This is a genomic window from Olleya sp. 1-3 (assembly GCF_002836085.1).
Lineage (GTDB): Bacteria > Bacteroidota > Bacteroidia > Flavobacteriales > Flavobacteriaceae > Olleya > Olleya namhaensis.
Window position 1 is genome coordinate 554,742 of sequence record NZ_PJBW01000058.1, and the last position, 19,363, is coordinate 574,104.

Below are 19,363 nucleotides of genomic sequence, written 5' to 3' on the forward strand. Positions count from 1 at the left end.
GTTTAAATAAAAAGGCGCTAAAACAATTTAGCGCTAAACACAAAAATCTCGTCGACACGAGATTTTGCATTACAAATATACAAAATATTTAACTCAACATTGTAATTGTTGTAAATTGCAATCTTAAAAAATTATTAAATTTATATGTTAAGGTCTATAGCTACAATAATATTCTGCTTTATATTAGTCACGTCTTGTCAAAAAAATGACGATAATGATACTAATAACTTTATCCCCAATATTGCATTTGACACTCTAAATTCAATAAATACAACACTACCACAATACAACTCCTTACAGTTTCCTAGCAACCACTTAGTACTTAACGGTTTTGGCTATAAAGGTATTGTAATTTATAATATTGGTAACAATATGTACACTGCTTTTGAAATTACCGATCCTAACCACGTCCCTTCCACTTGCTCTAAATTAACGGTATCTGGTATTACTGCTACCTGTAACTGCGAAGATGGAAATTCTTATAACATTGTAGACGGAGCACCATTTGATGGAACCTCTGGGCAATTTGCATTAAAACCTTATTTTGTTGAAGTTAACGGAAGTGTTATTAGAGTTTATAACAATTAAAAAAGCACCTCAAATTTGAGATGCTTTTTACTGGTTTACTTAAAAATTAGTGATTAAAATTTTAACGTTGCACCAACTAAGAAGTTAGTCGTTGCTTGTGGATAATATCCAGCACCTTCTATAGTTGTTGTTGTATTTGGATTAGACCATGTATCGTCATAGGTATAGTAATATCCATTAGACACATACTTTTCTCCAAAAATATTATTTACTAGTCCTGAGAACAGGATAGATTTAAAAATTTTATTTGTTTTAATCTCGTAGGTTACATTAAAATCGTTAACAAAGTAGCTGTCTAATTTTGAGGTATCAGAATCTGTGTTACCCATAAATTGTTCTCCCACAAACTTACTTAAAAGTGAAAACTGCAGATTATCCATTGGTTGAAATACAAATGCATTTGAAGCCACTACATCCGGTGAAAAAGAAATATTAGTCTTCCCTAAATTTACAAGTCCACCATCTCTATTTATAATCGTTTCGTCATTTTTATTTGAGCTAAACGTTACGTTAGGCTGAATAGAAAATTGATTACTTAATTTTACTACTGCTTCCAACTCGATTCCTAAACGTGAGCTTTTTCCAGAATTATCTCTGATAAACGATCCTACATCATCAATTGCTCCTGTTAGCACCAATTGCTCATTATACAACATGTAATAAGCATTCGCATTAAAAATTAAGTTTTTACTTTTGTATCTCCATCCTAGTTCAAAGTCATTTAATTGCTCTGGTTTAATATCTGGATTACTTTCAAAATCACTTCTACTAGCTTCTCTATTTGCTCGTGCATAAGAGAAATAAAAGTTATTACTAGGGTTTAAATTATAAGATAATCCTGCTTTAGGGTTGAAGAAATTATAGGTTTTATCTATTTCAAATAATACTAAGTCAGAACTAATACCGCTAGTATCATAATTTACACTTCTAAATTGCAAATCTCCAAACAGGCTTAACTTATTATTTAATTGGTACGTCGCTTTTGCAAACGCACTAAAATCATATTTATCACCATCACCCTCATAATAACGGTCTCTAATCTGGCTATTACTTGCGTATTGAGACCAGATTACTTCTCCAAAATGCTCACCATGGTAAGAACTGTAAAACACACCCGAACTTAAATTTAAGTTGTCATCTTTGTAATTAACACTAGCATTTAAAACATAAAAATTATTATCTAACCAACGTCTTCTAATTACATCAGTCTCGTTGATGGTTTCGTTCCCTAAAGTGATTGGATCAAAACCGTAAGTATCAAAATCTTCGTCTTCTTTATATTGTTCAAAATACCCACGTCCGTAAGTGTAATTTAAACCTAAATTAGTAGACCAATTATTATTAAATTTTTGATTCCAATGCAATTGGTAATGATCTTGTGTGTAATTGTCTACTTCGTTATCATAATAACGTGTAATACCATCTTGATCTTGATATTCTCCTGAAGGATTAAATGTTCTATCCTCTTTAAGTTTGTCTATATCTATACCATTCCAAGCTTGATAGGTAACTTCTTTACCACCAAAAGTAACCGCTTTAATAAGTGTATTATCATCCACATAAGTACCCTGAAGGAAGTACGATTTTAAATCTGACGTCGCTCTATCAATATAACCATCAGAATTAATTTGAGATAATCTACCTGAAATCTCTACATGGTCATTTAATAACCCTGTACTATATTTTACGGTATGCTTTCTGGTATTATAGCTTCCAAAGCTATTAGAAACTTCTCCCTTAGCTTCCTTTGCAACTGCATCTGTAAGCACATTAATACTCGCTCCAAAAGCACCTGATCCATTTGTAGATGTACCAACACCACGTTGTAGCTGTAAACTTTCTACTGAAGAAGAAAAGTCTCCTAAATTAACCCAAAATGTTCCTAGACTTTCTGAATCATTATACGGAATACCATTAATAGTAATATTTGTTGATTGCGCACTTACACCACGAACACGGATTCCAGTATATCCAACTCCTGCTCCGGCATCACTTGTAGTTACAACAGATGGTAAATAATTTAAAAGAATAGGTATATCCTGACCTAAATTACGTTTTTCTAAATCTGCTTTTGTAACATTAGAGTGTGTAATTGGCGAATCTGCCTCTACCCGAATAGATTGAATTAAGACTTCGTCTAGTTTGGTAATTTTTGTTGAGTCTAAGGTAACTGTTTTTTGGTCTTGCCCGTAAGCACTGGCCGATAACACTAAAAGTGTTAAAAAAAGAAATAAATTTTTCATTACGATTAAAATGATAATCGAATAAAAAGAGGTGATTATTCTTAATTGTTATTAATTAGTTTTTGCAACACTTAGACTATCTAAGTATCACTTAGTAACACAATAAAATGTGTTTCAAATTCCTAAACAGCATTACCTGTTCTAGGTTCAATGGGTATGATCTCAGCCGATATAGGCACCCCTTTTATGAGAACGCTGCAAAGGTAGATTAGAATTTTGATTTATGAAATAGCAATCTAACTTTTTTTTAAAATCTACAAAAACCAGCAAATATTAATATTGCAATTACACAATTAAGCCAATTTTAATAGTCTTTAATCTAAGCTTGGCTTTCTGCGACTATTTTTTAGATCAGAATTATATTTCTTATTTTTCAGACGTTTTCGGATAACCGCTCTCGGAATTTTAGTTGGTTTACGCTTGGCATCGACATGTAATGCACCTTCCAGAATGGAAAAAGCACGTTTTATTGCAATGCCTTTATTTTTTAACTGGCTACGACTTTCTCCACACTGCAATATCAAGACCTGCTCTTTAGTTAACCTCTTAGATAGGTTAACTAAAATTAACTCTTTTTGTTCTTCAGTTAATACAATTGATAGACTTACAGAAAAACTAAGTTCTATTTTTGTCGCTACTTTATTTACGTGTTGACCACCACTTCCTGAGCTGCGGATAGCTTTTAATTTAAACTCTTTTTCTAAAGCAACTTTATCTAACATATTAAGTGACTTGGTGTGTCGGTTTTAATAAATCGTTTACCGTTTTTACTGGGTTAAAAGTCACTAATGGCACTTCCACAAAAATAGTATTCCAATTAGACATACTTCCATTCCAAAGCCCCGGTAATTCAAGAGCCTTAATATCCTTACCTACCTTAGTTTTCATAGTAATAAAAGCTGTTTGCTGATCTACAAATTTTTGTAAATCATAAACTTCTCCTTTATAATTTTTAATACTACAAACTAAATCAACAGGGTTAAAATGTGTCGCTTTTTTAAGAATGCTTTTCTGAGATTTTTCTTTTTTATTAATTTGAGCGGACTCCACAATTTGTAATGACAAGTTAGCACCCTCATCCTTTACCCAAAACGGACCTCCTCCTGGTTCTCCTTCATTTTGAACCATTCCACAAATACGAATCGGTCTGTCTAGCTTACTTTTTAAGTATTCAATTTGATATTGCTTAGAATATTTCTCAAACTCAGAAGAAATAACAACATTCATTTTTGAAATTAAAAACTCTGCAATCTCAACAATATCATTATCAGACAATTCTTTTTCGTCTAAAGCTTTAGCGTATTTAAATGCTTGTTCTCTTACTTCAATCAGCAAACCTGCTAGCATCTTTTTAGACTTAGCAACTTCAAGCTCATATTCATGAACAACAACATTATCAATGTTTTTCACAAATATTATATCTGCATCAAATTCGTTTAAATTTTCAAGTAATGCACCATGTCCTGAAGGTCTAAAATACAACTCATCGTTTTCTTCACGTACAATTTCATTTTTTAAAGTAACAGCAATAGTATCTGTAGACTCTTTTTGATATGAAAATGACACATCAAATTTAGTCTTTGTTTTTTCCTCTACAATTTCCTGTATTCTCTCAAATTCTTCATGAAATTTATCCTTATGTTTCTCAGAAATTGTAAAATGAAGTGCTGCTTTACCTTTTACAGAAGCGTACAACGCTGCTTCAAATAAATGTTCTTCAAAAGCACTCGCAAGGTGTTTTTTATAGTTATGAAACGGCAGTAATCCTTTAGGGAAATCACTAAAATACAATTGATCGGCTTCCATTACTGCTTTTATAAATGCGTATAATTTCTGATCATTACTAGATTTTTTATCTATTTTATTATTGTCTTCTAAATATTGAATTACCAATTTGTAAAACGGCAATTTCTCTAAACCAATAAAAAACAAGGATAATTCTGACGCCTTATTTTTATTGATGTATGCATTTATACTTTGCTTTTTGGGCTTATAGTCTTTTAAAAACTCAAACAAAAACTTAAACATTCTAGTTGCTGCACCAGAAGCAGGCACAAATTTTACAACCTTTAAATCGTCTTTTCTTGAATCGTAATGACTAATTAATTGAGATGCCTTGTCGTAAGAAAACTGGAGTATGCCATCATCTATAGTTGCTGCTCTTTCTAAATTAATAAAAGGCAACCCCGCTTTAAGTAGATTTAATTGTTGCTCTACTTTTTTTTGTGTTAGCCCTTTTTGATTGATAAAATCTAAATCTTTTTTATTAAACTGCATCTCCAAATTTTTCTAATAATAAATCTATATGTTTTATAGCTAACTCTAATCTCGTTTTTTTATCTCCTTTTAATAACACATAAGGTTTTTTATGTTTTATTAATGCCGACTCAAACGCTTTAAACATAGCTTCTCGCTCTTCGGGCTTATCACGTAAGTCATCTGCCTCCCAAGGGGTATCAATATACGTTAAAAAGTATAAATCATATATATTTTTTAAAGCATATTTCTCAAGTGTAGGATCACAGATCCCAGAGTAATACGCTTCAGAATACACTTTAGTTTCCAATAAATCTGTATCACAGATTAAAACAGAGTCTGTTTTTTGAGCCAAATTATTCTCTAATGCCATTTGCCCGATTGCGATTGGCAATAAATCTTTAGGCTCACAGGTTTTACGCTCGTTATTCCATTTGTTTTGCAAATAATCTCTTGCATACTCTGGCACCCAAACCGAGTGGTAATGGCGTGCTAATTGTTGCGATAATGTTGTTTTACCCGTTGATTCTGGACCAAACAGCACAATTTTTATACAGTTTGCGGGTTGCTGTGTAAGTACTTTTTCCATGCTATATAGCCATAAAAGGCAATGATTGTAAATCCGAAATACTGAAAGGAAGTAAAGGTAAATCCTTTATAAAAATATAAAGGCACTGAGATAACATCTCCTATTATCCAAAAAATCCAATTTTCAATTTTACGTTTAGCCATTAACCACATACCTACAAAAAAGATTGCAGTTGTTATTGTATCCACGTAAGCTACCCAACTAGTCCATTTATCAAACCATTGGTATACAAAGTAAACAAAAAACAAGGTTCCTATAAATATAAAAAGACTCGTTTTTTTCTCTTTAGGTGTTGTTCTAGAAATTGGTGTCACGTGACTATCATCTACCTTCCTTGTCCAAATATACCATCCATAAACACTCATTAAAAAATAATAGGCGTTTATCATCATATCCCCCAATAATTGCCATTTAAATAATAAATAGACAAAAATTACGGTACTTATCATACCCGTTGGAAATACCCAAATTTTATTTTGTTTAGAACACCAAACAGACAAAAAGCCAAAAATGACTGCAATAATCTCTAAAACAACATCTGCTGTTTCGTATTCTAAATACTGTCCAAAAAGAAAATTAAAAATGTGGTTCATACTCGCTTCTATCTGTTTTTACCACTTTTATTGTTAGCACACAAATGTCTTGATTTTCAAAAGAAGCTTTAATTTTTTCATTTAAAAAAGGCATCAACTGGTCAAATTCACCAAAAATCTGAGTACTTAAAGGATTTTCTAATACCGTAAATTTTGACGCTCGTAATGCTTTTATAAAATCGATAACATGTTGTTCAAAATCATCACTTAATGGTGACAAGGTTAAGTCTACTGAGATATTCATTTTTACAATCTAATATGGTTAAAAAAATCTATGTTTTCTTCAAAAGCGGTCCCTATGACCACTAGATCCGCACCTGCTTTATAAGCATCGTTTAGTTGCTGTTTACTTCTTATTCCGCCACCAACAATTAGAGGTATAGTTAAATCTTGCTTCACAAATTTAATCATTTGTAAAGGCACGGGATGTAAAGCACCACTACCAGCTTCTAAATAAATAAGCTTTTTACCTAATAACTCGCCAGCTTTAGCTGTATCTGCAACTAAACTGTGTAAAGCAGTTGGTATTGGTTGGGTTTGAGTTACTTTTTGTACCGCGGTTTCTTTTCCATTTTCAATTAAAATATAACCCGTAGGAATCACCTCTAGATTGGTGTTTTTTAAAATGGATACAGCTTCAATTTGTTTTTCGATTAAGTACTTAGGGTTTCGTCCCGATATTAATGACAAAAACAAAATAGCATCAGCATCTTTAGAAATTTGCGTGACATCTCCAGGAAATAGCACGATGGGTAATTTAGTTAATGGTTTTAAAGCTGACACTAATTTTTGCGTCACCTCCACTTCTACTGTGCTTCCACCTACAAAAACATGAGTGATGATGGATTGATTAATTTTGTGAGCAAATTCAGAAATTAGATTAATTTCAAATTTATCCGGATCTATTAAAATTGCTAATAATTTTTCTTGTTTCGCTGCTGCGGAAAGTATGTCGTTGTAAACACTCATTATTCTATTACAAATGCACAAGTGAATCCCTCAAATTCCAAGTAATTGGCAGTATAGCGTTTTTTTAATCCTTTATAATCTATCCAACATATAGTCTCAGAATCTGCCATAGTAAATGGTATTACAAGAAAATGATCTCTAAATAACATACCTGGTGTGGCAAACAATTTATAAAGCGATTCTTTAATACCCCAAATAACAGTTAGCTTATTAATATAATCTGAAGCTTCTTTATTTAGATAATCAAACTCATAAGTAATAAACTTTTTAGCGATAACTTTAATTTTATCACGTTGGCGCTCAATATCAATCCCTACCTTACTATCACTTATAATCACGCCAGAAAACGTAAAACTATGTGTTATTGAGATTTGTTTTCCGTCTTTTAAATGCGGTTTTCCATTAGTATCATAAAACAGATCTTGATCTGTATAACCAAATGCTTTTAATAGGTGACGGACACTTAAAAAGCCACGCTGATGCAGTTGACTTTTCATACTTAAAACACGCGTCATACTTTCAGGTTTCAAGTCTAAACCACTGATTAATTGGTCATAAGACTCCTCAATCTTCCAGATTTTAACAGTAGTTTGTGAGTTAGGAGTAATGGTTTTATATAGAGGCATTTAATATTCTAAAATCTATTAGTTATCTTTGCATCGCCTAAGGCGAGTTACGCTTTTTTGTTAAGCGAATTTAACAATTTTAAGCAGTATTACCCAAAGGTGTTTCATTTATAAAAAAAAGAGATAAATAATATGAGTACAAAAAACGTTGCTTACGTACCAAACAAGGTAAAGGACATGTCGCTTGCGGCTTGGGGAAGAAAAGAAATTATTTTAGCTGAAGCAGAGATGCCAGGTTTAATGAGTTTACGTGAAGAATACAAAAACGAGCAGCCTTTAAAAGGAGCGCGTATTGCTGGATGTTTACACATGACTATTCAAACGGCAGTTTTAATTGAAACTTTACAAGCTTTAGGAGCTGAAGTTACTTGGAGTTCTTGTAACATTTTCTCTACACAAGACCAAGCTGCTGCTGCAATTGCAGATGCAGGTACGGCTGTGTATGCTTGGAAAGATATGACAGAAGAAGAGTTTGACTGGTGTATAGAACAAACTTTGTTCTTTGGTGAAGACCGTAAGCCATTAAACATGATCTTGGATGATGGAGGAGATTTAACTAATATGGTATTAGATAAATACCCTGAGTTATCTGCAGGAATTAAAGGTTTATCTGAAGAAACTACAACAGGTGTACATAGATTATATGAGCGTGTTAAAAATGGTACATTAACAATGCCAGCTATTAACGTAAACGACTCAGTAACTAAATCTAAATTTGATAACAAATACGGATGTAAAGAATCTGCTGTAGATGCTATACGTCGTGCAACAGATATTATGTTAGCTGGTAAACGTGTAACCGTTTGTGGTTATGGTGATGTTGGTAAAGGTACTGCTGCCTCTTTTAAAGGTGCTGGTAGTATTGTAACAGTAACTGAAATTGATCCAATTTGTGCACTACAAGCTGCAATGGACGGTTTTGAAGTTAAAAAATTAGAAACAGTTGTTGGTAACAGTGATATAGTAATTACTACTACAGGAAACAAAGATATAGTACGTGCTGAGCATTTTGAGGCAATGAAAGACAAAGTTATTGTAGCAAACATTGGTCACTTTGATAACGAAATCCAAGTAGGATGGTTAAACGAAAAGCATGGCGATACTAAAGATACAATCAAGCCACAAGTTGACAAATATACTATCAACGGAAAAGACATTATTCTTTTAGCTGAAGGACGTTTAGTAAACTTAGGTTGTGCAACTGGACACCCTAGTTTTGTAATGAGTAACTCATTTACTAACCAAACATTAGCTCAAATCGAACTTTGGAAAAACAGTGCAGCATACAAAAATGATGTATATATGTTACCAAAGCAATTAGATGAAAAAGTAGCTAAATTACACCTAGAAAAGATTGGTGTAGAATTAACAGAATTAGCACCATACCAAGCAGAATATATTGGTGTTACTGTTGAAGGACCATACAAGCCTGAGCATTACAGATACTAATTACAAATCTTCGCGAAAGCAAAGCATTTTTAATTATAATAAAAAAATCCCAAACTTCACGGTTTGGGATTTTTTTTATTTCTGGAACTTTTTATTGGCATAAAGCCAATAGAATCTTATGACCTACCAAACAACCCTGTTTATTTCTGTATTTGGAATTTAATTTCTAATCTATAAATTGTAACTTACCTAGCATAAACATAAAAATTATGACCTTAAAAAAGCTAACCACAGTGCTTGATACATTAGAATTTCACATTCAAAATCAAGACACTTCTAATACAAAAATCTCAAAAGAGAACGTAGCTTGGCATATAGACCATAGTCTTAAAGTTATAAATAATGTGAGTACCGCTTTAAAAACATCAGACCCCAATACTTACTCTAATAATTTTAGTCTGTTAGGCAAGGTGTTTTTTACGTTAGGATTTTTTCCAAGAGGAAAAGCAAAAGCTCCAAAACATGTAAAACCACCAGAAATCATCCTTAAAAAGGACCTTATAGCTCAAATAAACGAAGCGAAAGCTAATATCGGAACAATTAGTAGCTTAGACAAAAACGCACACTTTAAACACCCGATATTTGGAAATGTTAACACTAAGAGAGTTCCTCGTTTTTTAATTATACACACAACACATCATTTAAAAATTATAAATGATATTCTAAAATAATGGGCATAAAAAAAACCCTTTCCAATTGGAAAGGATTTTTATTTTTTTAGGATGTAAAAGTATTAAGCTAAAAAAGGCTCAATAGAAACGTAAGACTTGTTGTCTCTTTTCTTTGTAAATTTTACTAAACCATCTACTTTAGCGTGTAAAGTATGATCTTTTCCTTGGTATACATTTTCACCTGGGTGATGTGTATTACCACGTTGTCTTATGATAATGTTTCCAGCAATAGCAGCTTGTCCACCAAATATCTTAACGCCTAAACGTTTTGATTCTGATTCTCTACCATTCTTCGAACTACCAACCCCTTTTTTGTGAGCCATGATCTTAAGTTTTTAAATTGTTATACTTAAAGTGATTTAGCAATTACGCTTTACCACCATCTAATTCGTCTTGCCATTTCTTTAACTCATCCCACTTACCATCAGCAGCTAATTGTGCTTGTGCTGGCCAAGTATCAGTTACGTGATTACCACGTACACCTGAAATGATTTCAGAAATTTTAGCTGCATCAGTTTTAGCTAATTCAGCAAAAGTAGCGATTCCTGCTGCTACTAACGTCTCAGCAATTTTTGGTCCAATACCTTCAACTTTTTTCAAGTCATCAGCTTTCCCAGTTGCTTTAGCAGCCTTCTTAGGTGCAGCTTTAGCTTCTACTTTTTTAGTTTCTTTTTTCGGAGCAGCTTTTTCAGCTTTCGCTGTTGGCTTAGCTCCTGAAGCTACTATACTTTCAATAACAATTTCAGTTAAGGCTTGTCTGTGTCCGTTTTTCTTACGGTAACCTTTTCTTCTTTTCTTCTTGAAAACAATAACTTTATCACCTTGAAGGTGCTTTAAGACTTTTGCACTTACTTGTGCTCCGCCTATAGCTGGGGCGCCTACAGTTATGTTAGAACCATCTGCAATTAAAAGGACATTGTCAAAAGACACTGCTTCTCCTTCTTCTGTTGCTAAACGGTTAACAAAAACTTTTTGGTCTTTTTCAACTTTAAATTGATGCCCTGCTATCTCTACAATTGCGTACATAGCGTAACGTTTTTATTAATTAATTTATATAAAATAATCTCATTTTCCTGAGAAAACGGATGCAAATATACTTCTAATTAATTAATATACAAACGTTTTGTGTACTTACTACTAATATTTTTAATCCATATTACTTTCAACAGACTAAAATACATAAAATTAATAGTTTAGGATACCTTCTTTAAAGTAATTTCTCCATCTCTTTTACCTTCTGCATTTGGCGTATTTCGGCTATCTTTAAACAATTGCATAAACGTCAACGTTAATACTACTGTTGTGCTAAAGCCCATTATTGCAACTACAAAAGTTACCATACCAGCACCAACATTATATTGCCCTTCAAAAACTTCTAATAATTGTGCTAAAAATAAAGGATTAACTTCTGTTGCGTACAGCAAGAAAAAAGCTGAAAAAATTAAAGTACCTACAAACCCTGCAATTAACCCCTGTTTAAAACCATTGGCGTATGCAAACTGCTTACCTACTTTTATTTTGTAGTACTTAATAACTTCATAAATACCAAAAGCAGTAATTAATCCATTACCCAAACTAAATATAGGATTGGTATGTAAATTAAACAATGCTAAAAATAAAAAGTACGCAATTAGAGAGGCACTTATAACTATTCCAAATCGTATTGGGAGTGTGACATTTTTCATATTAAATAAATTTTATTGGTTAATAATCCTTTTAAATTTCGTGAAAACAAAACAAAATTTTTATAATTTGATGTTAATTTTTAGCACTTTAGCTATCAAAAACTACTTTCTATTGCTATTTTTGTAATAATTGTTGTAACAAAAACTTACAATGGTATACTAATACTTAAACTGATAAATTAAACAATCAAAACATGAAAAAAAGTTTATTCTCATTAGCTGCTTTGCTTTTAGCTGGTTTTACTGCTACCGCACAAGAAGTTAAGTACGAAGAGCTTGATTTAGATAACGGTTTACACGTTATTTTACATCAAGACAACTCTGCTCCGGTAGTAACTGTAGGCGTTATGTATGACGTTGGTGGTAAAGATTTAGGAGGAACACCAGAAACAGGTCTAAGAACAGGTTTTGCTCATTTTTTCGAGCATCTTTTATTTGAAGGGACTCAAAATATAGACCGTGGCGAATGGTTTAAAATTGTATCTTCTAACGGAGGAAGCAATAATGCCAATACCTCTTTAGACAGAACGTATTACTACGAAGTTTTTCCATCAAACAATTTAGAGCTTGGGCTTTGGATGGAGTCAGAGCGTATGCTTCATCCTGTTATTGACCAAGTTGGTGTAGACACACAAAATGAGGTTGTAAAAGAAGAAAAAAGATTACGTTATGACAACTCTCCTTACGGTCAGTTTTTATTTGCTGTAAGCGATAATTTATTTTCAAAACACCCTTACAAGAATAAAAATATTGGAGAAATGTCTGATTTAGACGATTCTACTTTAGAAGAGTTTAAAGCTTATTTCAAAAAATGGTACACACCAAGCAATGCTGCTTTAGTTATTGCTGGAGATATTGATGTTGCAGAAGCAACACGATTAGCTAAACTTTATTTTGAAGAGATTCCTGGCGGAGAAGTACCAGTAAGAAATTTTCAAAAAGAAGATCCTATTACTGAAGCTTTAGAAGCTACTTTTTACGATCCAAACATACAAATACCTGCTATTATTACAGGATACAGAACTCCAGGTTTTGCAGAGCGTGACTCTTATATCTTAAACATGATCTCTACCTATTTAAGTGATGGTAAATCTTCTAAACTTTACAAAAAACTAGTAGACGATAAAAAAATGGCATTACAAGCAGGTGCTATTAACATACCACAACAAGATTACAGTATTTATGCTATTTATGGTTTACCATTAGGCGAAACATCTTTAGAAGCATTACTTGCAGAAATGGATGAAGAAGTTGTAAAGCTTCAAACTGAGTTAATTTCTGAAAAAGATTTTGAAAAACTTCAAAACAAATTTGAAAACCAATTTGTTAATTCAAACTCAAGTGTACAAGGTATTGCGGCGTCATTAGCAACAAACTACATGTTATATAAAAATACAGACTTAATTAATTCTGAAATTAATATATACAGAAATGCAACAAGAGAAGACATTCAAGCAGTTGCTAAAAAGTATTTAAACCCAAACCAACGTGTTGTTTTAGAGTACTTACCTAAAAAAGACGAAAAATAAAAAGAAATTTTAATAGATATGAAAACAAAAATAACAGCCTTATTAGCGGTATTGTTTATATCAATTTCGGCATCAGCCCAAATTGACAGATCTAAACAACCAAAACCAGGTCCAGCTCCAGCAATTACATTGGAAATACCTGGAGAATTTGAATTAAAAAATGGCCTTAAAGTATTAATAGTAGAAAACCATAAATTACCAAGAGTATCTTACTCTTTAACAATAGACAACCAACCCATTACAGAAGGTAACAAAGCAGGGACATCTGCAATGTTAGGCGCTATGTTAGGTAATGGAACAACCTCTATTGCTAAAGATGCTTTTAACGAAGAAATAGACTTTTTAGGTGCTAGACTTAACTTTAGCTCTGACGGTGCTTTTGCAAGCGGTCTTTCAAAATACTCTGATCGTATCTTAGAGTTAATGGCAGATGCTGCTATAAACCCTTTATTTAATGGTGAAGAATTTGAAAAAGAAAAAGAACGTGTTTTAGAAGGTTTAAAAAACAGCGAAAAAAGTGTAGATGCTGTCGCTGGACGTGTTGGTAGTGCTTTATCTTACGGTGTAAAACACCCTTACGGGGAATTTATCTCTGAAGAAACAGTAAACAACATCGACCTAAATAATGTTCGTGCTTTTTACCAAAAATATTTCAACCCAAACAATGCATATTTAGTAATTGTTGGTGACGTAGATTTTAAAACAGTTGAAAAACAAGTTAAAAAATATTTCAAAAAATGGGATAAGGGTATTGACTTTTCTACAAACTTAATAACACCAAGTCCTAATGTTGCAAACACACAAATTGACTTTGTGGATATGCCAAATGCGGTACAATCAAACGTTGCTTTAACTAACAATGTTGTGTTAGAAATGAATGACCCTGATTACCATGCGGTATTAATTGCAAACAAAATTTTAGGTGGTGGATTTAACAGTTACCTAAACATGAACTTACGTGAAGCTAACGGTTGGACATACGGTGCACGTTCTAGTATTGGAACATCACGTTATGGTGCCTCTAGATTTTCTGCTAGTACAGCGGTTAGAAACATGGTAACAGACAGTACTGTAATTGAAACTTTAAAAGAAATTAAAAGAATTAAAAACGAACCAGTAACTGCAGAAGCTTTAGCAAATGCAAAAGCTAAGTACGTTGGAGATTTTGTTTTAGCTTTAGAAAGCCCTCAAACAATAGCTAGATATGCTTTAAGAATAAAGTTAAACAAATTACCTAGCGATTTTTACAAAACGTATTTATCTAAAATAAACGCAGTTACTATAGAAGATGTACAACGTGTCGCTAATAAATATTTCAAGCCAGAAAATGCTAGAATAATTATTGTTGGAAAAGGAAGCGAAGTAATCTCTGGATTAGAAAAAACCGGAATCCCGATTAACTATTACGACAAATACGCTAACCCAGTTGCAAAGCCAGAATTTTCTAAGCCAATACCTGCAGGTGTTACTGCTAAAACGGTATTAGACAACTACATTACAGCAATTGGAGGTACTAACAATATCAACATGGTAAACTCTGTAAAAATGGACGGTGATTTTGTTATCCAAGGTGCACCACCATTAACTGTAGAGTTAAAGAAAACTAAAGACAATAAAGAGTCTATGGAAGTTGCTATGCAAGGTATGGTAATGATGAAGTCTAAATGGAACGGTACTGAAGGTTACAGAGAGCAACAAGGTCAAAAAATGCCTTTATCAGAAACTGAAGTATCAGACAAAAAAGCTGAAGCTGGAATGTTCCCTGAAACTAAATACGATATGGCTAATGTAACATTAGTAAGTATTGTAGATATTGATGGTGCAGATAGCTATAAAGTAAAAGTAGTCAAAGGAGACGATGCGTCTTACCGTTATTATGATGTTGCAACAAACTTGTTAGTTCAAGAAGAAAGCACAACTGAGGCTCAAGGTAAAGAAATGACAACAACAGTAAAGTATGATAACTATTCTGAAGTAAACGGAGTTAAATTTCCTTACGCACAGACTATCATGGCTGGACCACAAACAATGTCTATGAATATTAAAAATGTAAAAGTAAACGAAGGTGTTACAGATGCAGATTTTAACTAATATACATTATATATAAATTAAAAATCCGAAGCTTAAACGCTTCGGATTTTTTTTGTCTTTCTGTTAGCTAAATACACTCCAATTAAAATAATAAGCGTTCCCAAACCTTGCGTCCAACTAAACGTTTCGCCATCCAACAAACCCCAAGCTAAAGCTACAATAGGCATAATATACGTTACTGAAGATGCAAAAACAGGTGTAGACATTTGCACCAATGTATTAAATAACACCTTAGCCAAAGCCGTCCCGAAAAAAGCAAGGATAACCACGTAACCAATTGCTTTATTAAAAACTGGGATATCAAAATTATTAAGATTAAAAAAATCAGTAAAAATCAGTACTAATAATGCAGGAATAAAAATAACCACGTAATTACCAACCGCTATCGCCAAAGGTTTCACTTCTTGTAAGTACCGTTTAATAATATTTACATTAACCGCATACATTACTGTTGATGCAATTACAAAACCAGCATACAAATAATTTTGATTCGGATTTAAATCCGCACCTTCCAAAATCAAAATAGACGTCCCGATAAAACCAATTATCACGCCAATAACCTGTCTAGTACTACTTGCTATTTTAAACACAGCAGCACCAAGCAAAACCGTATTTAATGGCACTAAACTATTCAAAACAGATACTACAGCACTATCAATTTCGGTTTCAGCAATAGCAAAGAAAAAAGCAGGAATAAACGATCCAAAAACACCGGATATCGCGACCCATTTCCAATGCTCTTTTTTAATGGTTTTTATCTTTTTATAGCCTACTGCTAACAAAAACAAACCCGTAATTAATGTCCGTAAAGCACCTAACTGATAAGCACTTAAACCTAACAGCGCCTTTTTAATTAAAATAAAAGAGGTACCCCAAATCAAGGACAAAACCAGTAAATACACCCATTTTTTAGAATTGTTACTCTGCATAGCATTGTTTTAGTGTACAAAAATCGATTTTTAAAGGCAATAAAGCATCTAAATTAGTAGTTTTGTATCTATATTATTATAAATAAATACAATACAAAATGAAAATATTTAAACACATACTAGTACTAGTGTTAGTAAGCGTATTTGCAGTTAGTTGTAAAAACGATGCTAATCCAGAAGTAAAGACAGCACCAGCAGCTGCAAACACAACAAAAGTAGCAGCAAAAAAAGCTATAAACCCTAATACTAAATTGGCTAAAGCCGAATTTAAAATTGAAGGAATGACTTGCGCCATGGGTTGTGCAAAAACTATCGAGAAAAAAATGGCTAAAATGGAAGGTGTAAAATCTGCAACTGTAGATTTTGATCGCGAATTAGCTATGGTAGAATATGACGAAGCTATAGTAACACCAGCTGCTTTAGAAACTACAGTAACAAGCGTAGCAGATTCTTACAAAGTAAAAGACATGCATACCGTAGATGCATTTACACCTGCTAAAAAAGAATGCACAATTAAGTGTAAAGAAGACTGTACTAAAAAAGATTGTGCTGACTGTGCTGCAAAAACTGCAGCGTGCAAATTAAAATGTGCAAACAAGACAGCTGCCGAAAAAATGGCATGTGCTAAAGATTGTAAAAAAGCATGTTGTGCAGACGTTAAAAAAGCGTAAACAACATCAAATCAAATAATTAAAAAAGCATCGCCCTGGCGATGCTTTTTTTTTGTGCCAATTTATTTTATTATTTTTAGTAAAATAAACCTACGCCATATGCCAGAGCTTCCAGAGATCACACTAAGCCGTATCTACTTTAAAAAAACACATCAAATAAAAATAAGCTTCGAATACAGCAATACAATAATAGCTGTTTTAAGAAAAATCAAGCAAGCACATTGGAGTCAAACACTAAAAAGCTGGTATATTAAAAACAACCCCGAAAACATAAAATTATTGTTTTCAGAATTTGAAGATTTAACCGCAATAAATGCTAAAGATGTATTTGATACTAGTATGCCACTACATCAATATCCTGATAAAAGAATAAGAAAGCTAAGCAAAGACAATAGGCAGATCTTAAATAATTTTTATAAATACTTAAAAGGAAAAAGATATAGTGTAAGTACAGTTGACACCTATACACAATTAATAGCCGATTTTATAGAATATCATAACGAGAAAGATACCGAGACACTAACCAATCGCGATGTAGAACTATTTATCGAAACCATTTATATAAAAAGGAATTATAGCATTAGCACACAACGTCAATTTATAAGCGCCCTAAAACTGTTTATTGTATTTTATCCTAAAATAGAAATTAACGAGATAACATTAGCAAGACCAAAAAAGTCTAAAAAATTGCCTGTAATATTATCCTATCAAGAAATGATACTATTATTACAAAACACAAAAAACATAAAACACCGTATAATTCTAGCCATTTTATACTCGGGAGGTTTAAGGATAAGCGAACTAATAAATTTAAAAATAGAACACCTACACATCCAAAGACATCAAATATTAATCAAAGACGCCAAAGGACGCAAGGACCGATTTGTGAGCATAGCAAAAAGCATACTCCCTTTATTAGAAAACTATTTGGTGACCTATAAACCAAGACTCTATTTAATAGAAGGTCCAAAAGGAGGAAAATATACATCTAGCAGTGTTCGTAAATTTTTACACAAATCAAGCAAACTTGCCAAAATCAACTACATTGTAACACCCCACACATTAAGACACAGTTATGCCACACACTTATTAGAGCAAGGTGTAGGTTTACGTCACATACAAGAGTTATTAGGACATAGCAGACCAGAAACCACAATGATCTACACTCACGTAGCCAGAAAAGATTTATTAGATATAAAAAGCCCGTTAGATAATGCTGTAGAATTATTAAGGAAAAACCAAAATCAGGAACAAAAGTTCCGCATATCCCGTGAAAATTGAGGGATATTTACTACTTTAGTCACCATATAACTAGTTGTGTACAATTATGAAAAACATCCTACTTATCATTTTAATTTTGGTTTCTACTTCAAGTTTTTCGCAAGTAAAAATTGACACATCTGAAATTAAATCAATAAGATTTGAATGGAATATTGATACCAAAACGAAAGACACAACACTTCACACAAAACTGACCGAATACAAAAGCGGATTTTACATTGAAAAAATAGAGTTCATGAATGACTCAACCGAATTTGGACACTTCTTTATTTACAAATCTGATAATAACGACATACTTACGAAAACGTCAATTGAAAACCACGTCACTGGAATGGGAAATGGAATTATTACAACATATTTTGACAAATACAGAAATCCTGACAGTATTGTTACTTTAACTCGAAAACCTGAATTTAAAAAAATCTTTGTTCCAATCGAAAAACGATATAAGAAAAAAGGGAAACTTGATTATATAAGTGATTTAGATGGTAAGAACTTTTACAAATACAATCTATTTGGTAAGCTAAAACGAATTGAACATTTTCGAGATACAACTCTTTACAAAATAAGTGAGTATCGAAAAAACCATTTGATAAGCGAAACATTTCCGACCAGAAAAAAATATAGAAAAAAGTTTACTTATGAATATGATAAAAAGGGTCGGATTATAAAAAGAGATGATAATGACCAAGATTTCTATCGTTACCAATACAACGAATTTGGTTTGAGTAAAATAGAAAAGATTTACAAGAAAAGAAATATGGTAACGGAATATACATTATACATCTATGACAAAAACGGAATACTGAAAAGAAAAAAAGAATTCATCCGAAATGATAAATTGAGAAACGAGTATATTTATGAATACAAATAACTGTACACAACACCGTGTATAATTAATTGCTTTGGCAAGTGCTTATTTGGAAAATTCCTTCGGAATTTTCTCTGGTTCGTATTTGTTTACTAATTTAGTTGCTTAACCACGCAACTAACCATACACAAGACCGTTGCCAACAATTATGAAAAACATCTTTGCCTTAATAATTTCACTACTAATTGGACAGTCTGTATATGGACAGAAAACACCAATTTCTTATGTGAATAATGAAAAAGTTAAAGACAGTTCTAATAATCCATTGATTATTGATAATCGAATAAGTCAAATTTCATTGACATCAAAAACCGAATTTGAG

The 19,363-nt window shown here is 32.5% G+C and carries 20 protein-coding genes and 1 riboswitch; of the genes, 8 read left to right on the forward strand and 12 right to left on the reverse strand.

What is annotated here, in order from left to right; translation table 11 throughout:
• Positions 1-144: 144 nt before the first annotated feature.
• On the forward strand, positions 145-588 hold the full coding sequence (locus CXF54_RS15565) for a hypothetical protein (RefSeq protein WP_101204196.1): 444 nt from the start codon (positions 145-147) through the stop codon (positions 586-588).
• A gap of 53 nt (positions 589-641) precedes the next feature.
• Here the strand turns inward: CXF54_RS15565 and CXF54_RS15570 are convergent, their stop codons facing one another.
• The 8 genes from CXF54_RS15570 to CXF54_RS15605 all read right to left on the reverse strand — a co-directional run bounded on the left by CXF54_RS15570 (position 642) and on the right by CXF54_RS15605 (position 7,864).
• Complete coding sequence (locus tag CXF54_RS15570; protein ID WP_101204197.1) at positions 642-2,831, reverse strand: TonB-dependent receptor; 2,190 nt, start codon at positions 2,829-2,831, stop codon at positions 642-644.
• Between the two features lie 102 nt (positions 2,832-2,933).
• Positions 2,934-3,024: riboswitch (TPP riboswitch) on the reverse strand.
• Positions 3,025-3,145: 121 nt separating this feature from the next.
• On the reverse strand, positions 3,146-3,553 hold the full coding sequence (gene arfB / locus CXF54_RS15575) for an alternative ribosome rescue aminoacyl-tRNA hydrolase ArfB (RefSeq protein WP_101204198.1): 408 nt from the start codon (positions 3,551-3,553) through the stop codon (positions 3,146-3,148).
• A gap of 1 nt (position 3,554) precedes the next feature.
• A complete protein-coding gene (locus CXF54_RS15580) occupies positions 3,555-5,108 on the reverse strand; it encodes a DUF4301 family protein (protein ID WP_101204199.1) in 1,554 nt (517 codons plus the stop codon).
• On the reverse strand, positions 5,098-5,676 hold the full coding sequence (locus CXF54_RS15585; RefSeq protein ID WP_101204200.1) for an AAA family ATPase: 579 nt from the start codon (positions 5,674-5,676) through the stop codon (positions 5,098-5,100). The genes CXF54_RS15580 and CXF54_RS15585 overlap by 11 nt, the downstream gene beginning before the upstream one ends.
• Positions 5,637-6,269, reverse strand: coding sequence for a nicotinamide riboside transporter PnuC (gene pnuC, locus CXF54_RS15590; RefSeq protein ID WP_101204201.1), 633 nt, complete (start codon positions 6,267-6,269; stop codon positions 5,637-5,639). Before pnuC ends, CXF54_RS15585 begins: the two co-directional genes overlap by 40 nt.
• Positions 6,253-6,513 carry a thiamine-binding protein gene (locus CXF54_RS15595; protein WP_101204202.1) on the reverse strand — a complete coding sequence of 87 codons (261 nt, stop codon included), beginning with the start codon at positions 6,511-6,513 and terminating at the stop codon, positions 6,253-6,255. The genes pnuC and CXF54_RS15595 overlap by 17 nt, the downstream gene beginning before the upstream one ends.
• Positions 6,514-6,515: 2 nt before the next feature.
• Positions 6,516-7,241, reverse strand: coding sequence for a geranylgeranylglyceryl/heptaprenylglyceryl phosphate synthase (locus CXF54_RS15600; RefSeq protein WP_101204227.1), 726 nt, complete (start codon positions 7,239-7,241; stop codon positions 6,516-6,518).
• Positions 7,238-7,864 carry a 4'-phosphopantetheinyl transferase family protein gene (locus CXF54_RS15605; RefSeq protein WP_090838294.1) on the reverse strand — a complete coding sequence of 209 codons (627 nt, stop codon included), beginning with the start codon at positions 7,862-7,864 and terminating at the stop codon, positions 7,238-7,240. Before CXF54_RS15605 ends, CXF54_RS15600 begins: the two co-directional genes overlap by 4 nt.
• A gap of 132 nt (positions 7,865-7,996) precedes the next feature.
• Here CXF54_RS15605 and ahcY point away from each other — a divergent pair, with 132 nt between their 5' ends.
• Entirely contained in the window at positions 7,997-9,313 is a 1,317-nt protein-coding gene (gene ahcY / locus CXF54_RS15610) for an adenosylhomocysteinase (protein WP_090838296.1), read from the forward strand.
• 209 nt (positions 9,314-9,522) lie between these two features.
• The gene (locus CXF54_RS15615; RefSeq protein ID WP_101204203.1) at positions 9,523-9,984 is read left to right on the forward strand and encodes a DUF1569 domain-containing protein; all 462 of its coding nucleotides are present in this window, start codon (positions 9,523-9,525) and stop codon (positions 9,982-9,984) included.
• A gap of 62 nt (positions 9,985-10,046) precedes the next feature.
• On the opposite strand, the gene rpmA is transcribed toward CXF54_RS15615, so the two are convergent.
• From rpmA to CXF54_RS15630, 3 genes are all read right to left on the reverse strand, one after another.
• Positions 10,047-10,307, reverse strand: a complete 261-nt coding sequence (rpmA, locus tag CXF54_RS15620; protein WP_090838301.1) for a 50S ribosomal protein L27 — start codon at positions 10,305-10,307, stop codon at positions 10,047-10,049.
• Positions 10,308-10,350: 43 nt separating this feature from the next.
• Entirely contained in the window at positions 10,351-11,010 is a 660-nt protein-coding gene (rplU, locus tag CXF54_RS15625; RefSeq protein WP_090838303.1) for a 50S ribosomal protein L21, read from the reverse strand.
• A 167-nt stretch (positions 11,011-11,177) separates the two neighbouring features.
• Positions 11,178-11,669: a DUF4199 domain-containing protein gene (locus CXF54_RS15630; RefSeq protein WP_101204204.1), complete on the reverse strand. Its 492-nt coding sequence runs from the start codon at positions 11,667-11,669 to the stop codon at positions 11,178-11,180.
• A 194-nt stretch (positions 11,670-11,863) separates the two neighbouring features.
• Between CXF54_RS15630 and CXF54_RS15635 the strand changes: the two genes are divergently transcribed.
• Positions 11,864-13,198 (forward strand): M16 family metallopeptidase, encoded by a 1,335-nt coding sequence (locus CXF54_RS15635; protein WP_101204205.1) that lies wholly within the window; start codon positions 11,864-11,866, stop codon positions 13,196-13,198.
• 18 nt (positions 13,199-13,216) lie between these two features.
• The gene (locus CXF54_RS15640) at positions 13,217-15,289 is read left to right on the forward strand and encodes a M16 family metallopeptidase (RefSeq protein WP_101204206.1); all 2,073 of its coding nucleotides are present in this window, start codon (positions 13,217-13,219) and stop codon (positions 15,287-15,289) included.
• Between the two features lie 32 nt (positions 15,290-15,321).
• On the opposite strand, the gene CXF54_RS15645 is transcribed toward CXF54_RS15640, so the two are convergent.
• Positions 15,322-16,218, reverse strand: coding sequence for a DMT family transporter (locus tag CXF54_RS15645; protein WP_101204207.1), 897 nt, complete (start codon positions 16,216-16,218; stop codon positions 15,322-15,324).
• Positions 16,219-16,316: 98 nt separating this feature from the next.
• Between CXF54_RS15645 and CXF54_RS15650 the strand changes: the two genes are divergently transcribed.
• The 3 genes from CXF54_RS15650 to CXF54_RS15660 all read left to right on the forward strand — a co-directional run bounded on the left by CXF54_RS15650 (position 16,317) and on the right by CXF54_RS15660 (position 19,044).
• Entirely contained in the window at positions 16,317-16,889 is a 573-nt protein-coding gene (locus CXF54_RS15650) for a cation transporter (protein ID WP_101204208.1), read from the forward strand.
• A 99-nt stretch (positions 16,890-16,988) separates the two neighbouring features.
• The gene (locus CXF54_RS15655; protein WP_101204209.1) at positions 16,989-18,170 is read left to right on the forward strand and encodes a tyrosine-type recombinase/integrase; all 1,182 of its coding nucleotides are present in this window, start codon (positions 16,989-16,991) and stop codon (positions 18,168-18,170) included.
• A 46-nt stretch (positions 18,171-18,216) separates the two neighbouring features.
• Positions 18,217-19,044 carry a hypothetical protein gene (locus tag CXF54_RS15660; RefSeq protein WP_101204210.1) on the forward strand — a complete coding sequence of 276 codons (828 nt, stop codon included), beginning with the start codon at positions 18,217-18,219 and terminating at the stop codon, positions 19,042-19,044.
• Positions 19,045-19,363: the final 319 nt, after the last annotated feature.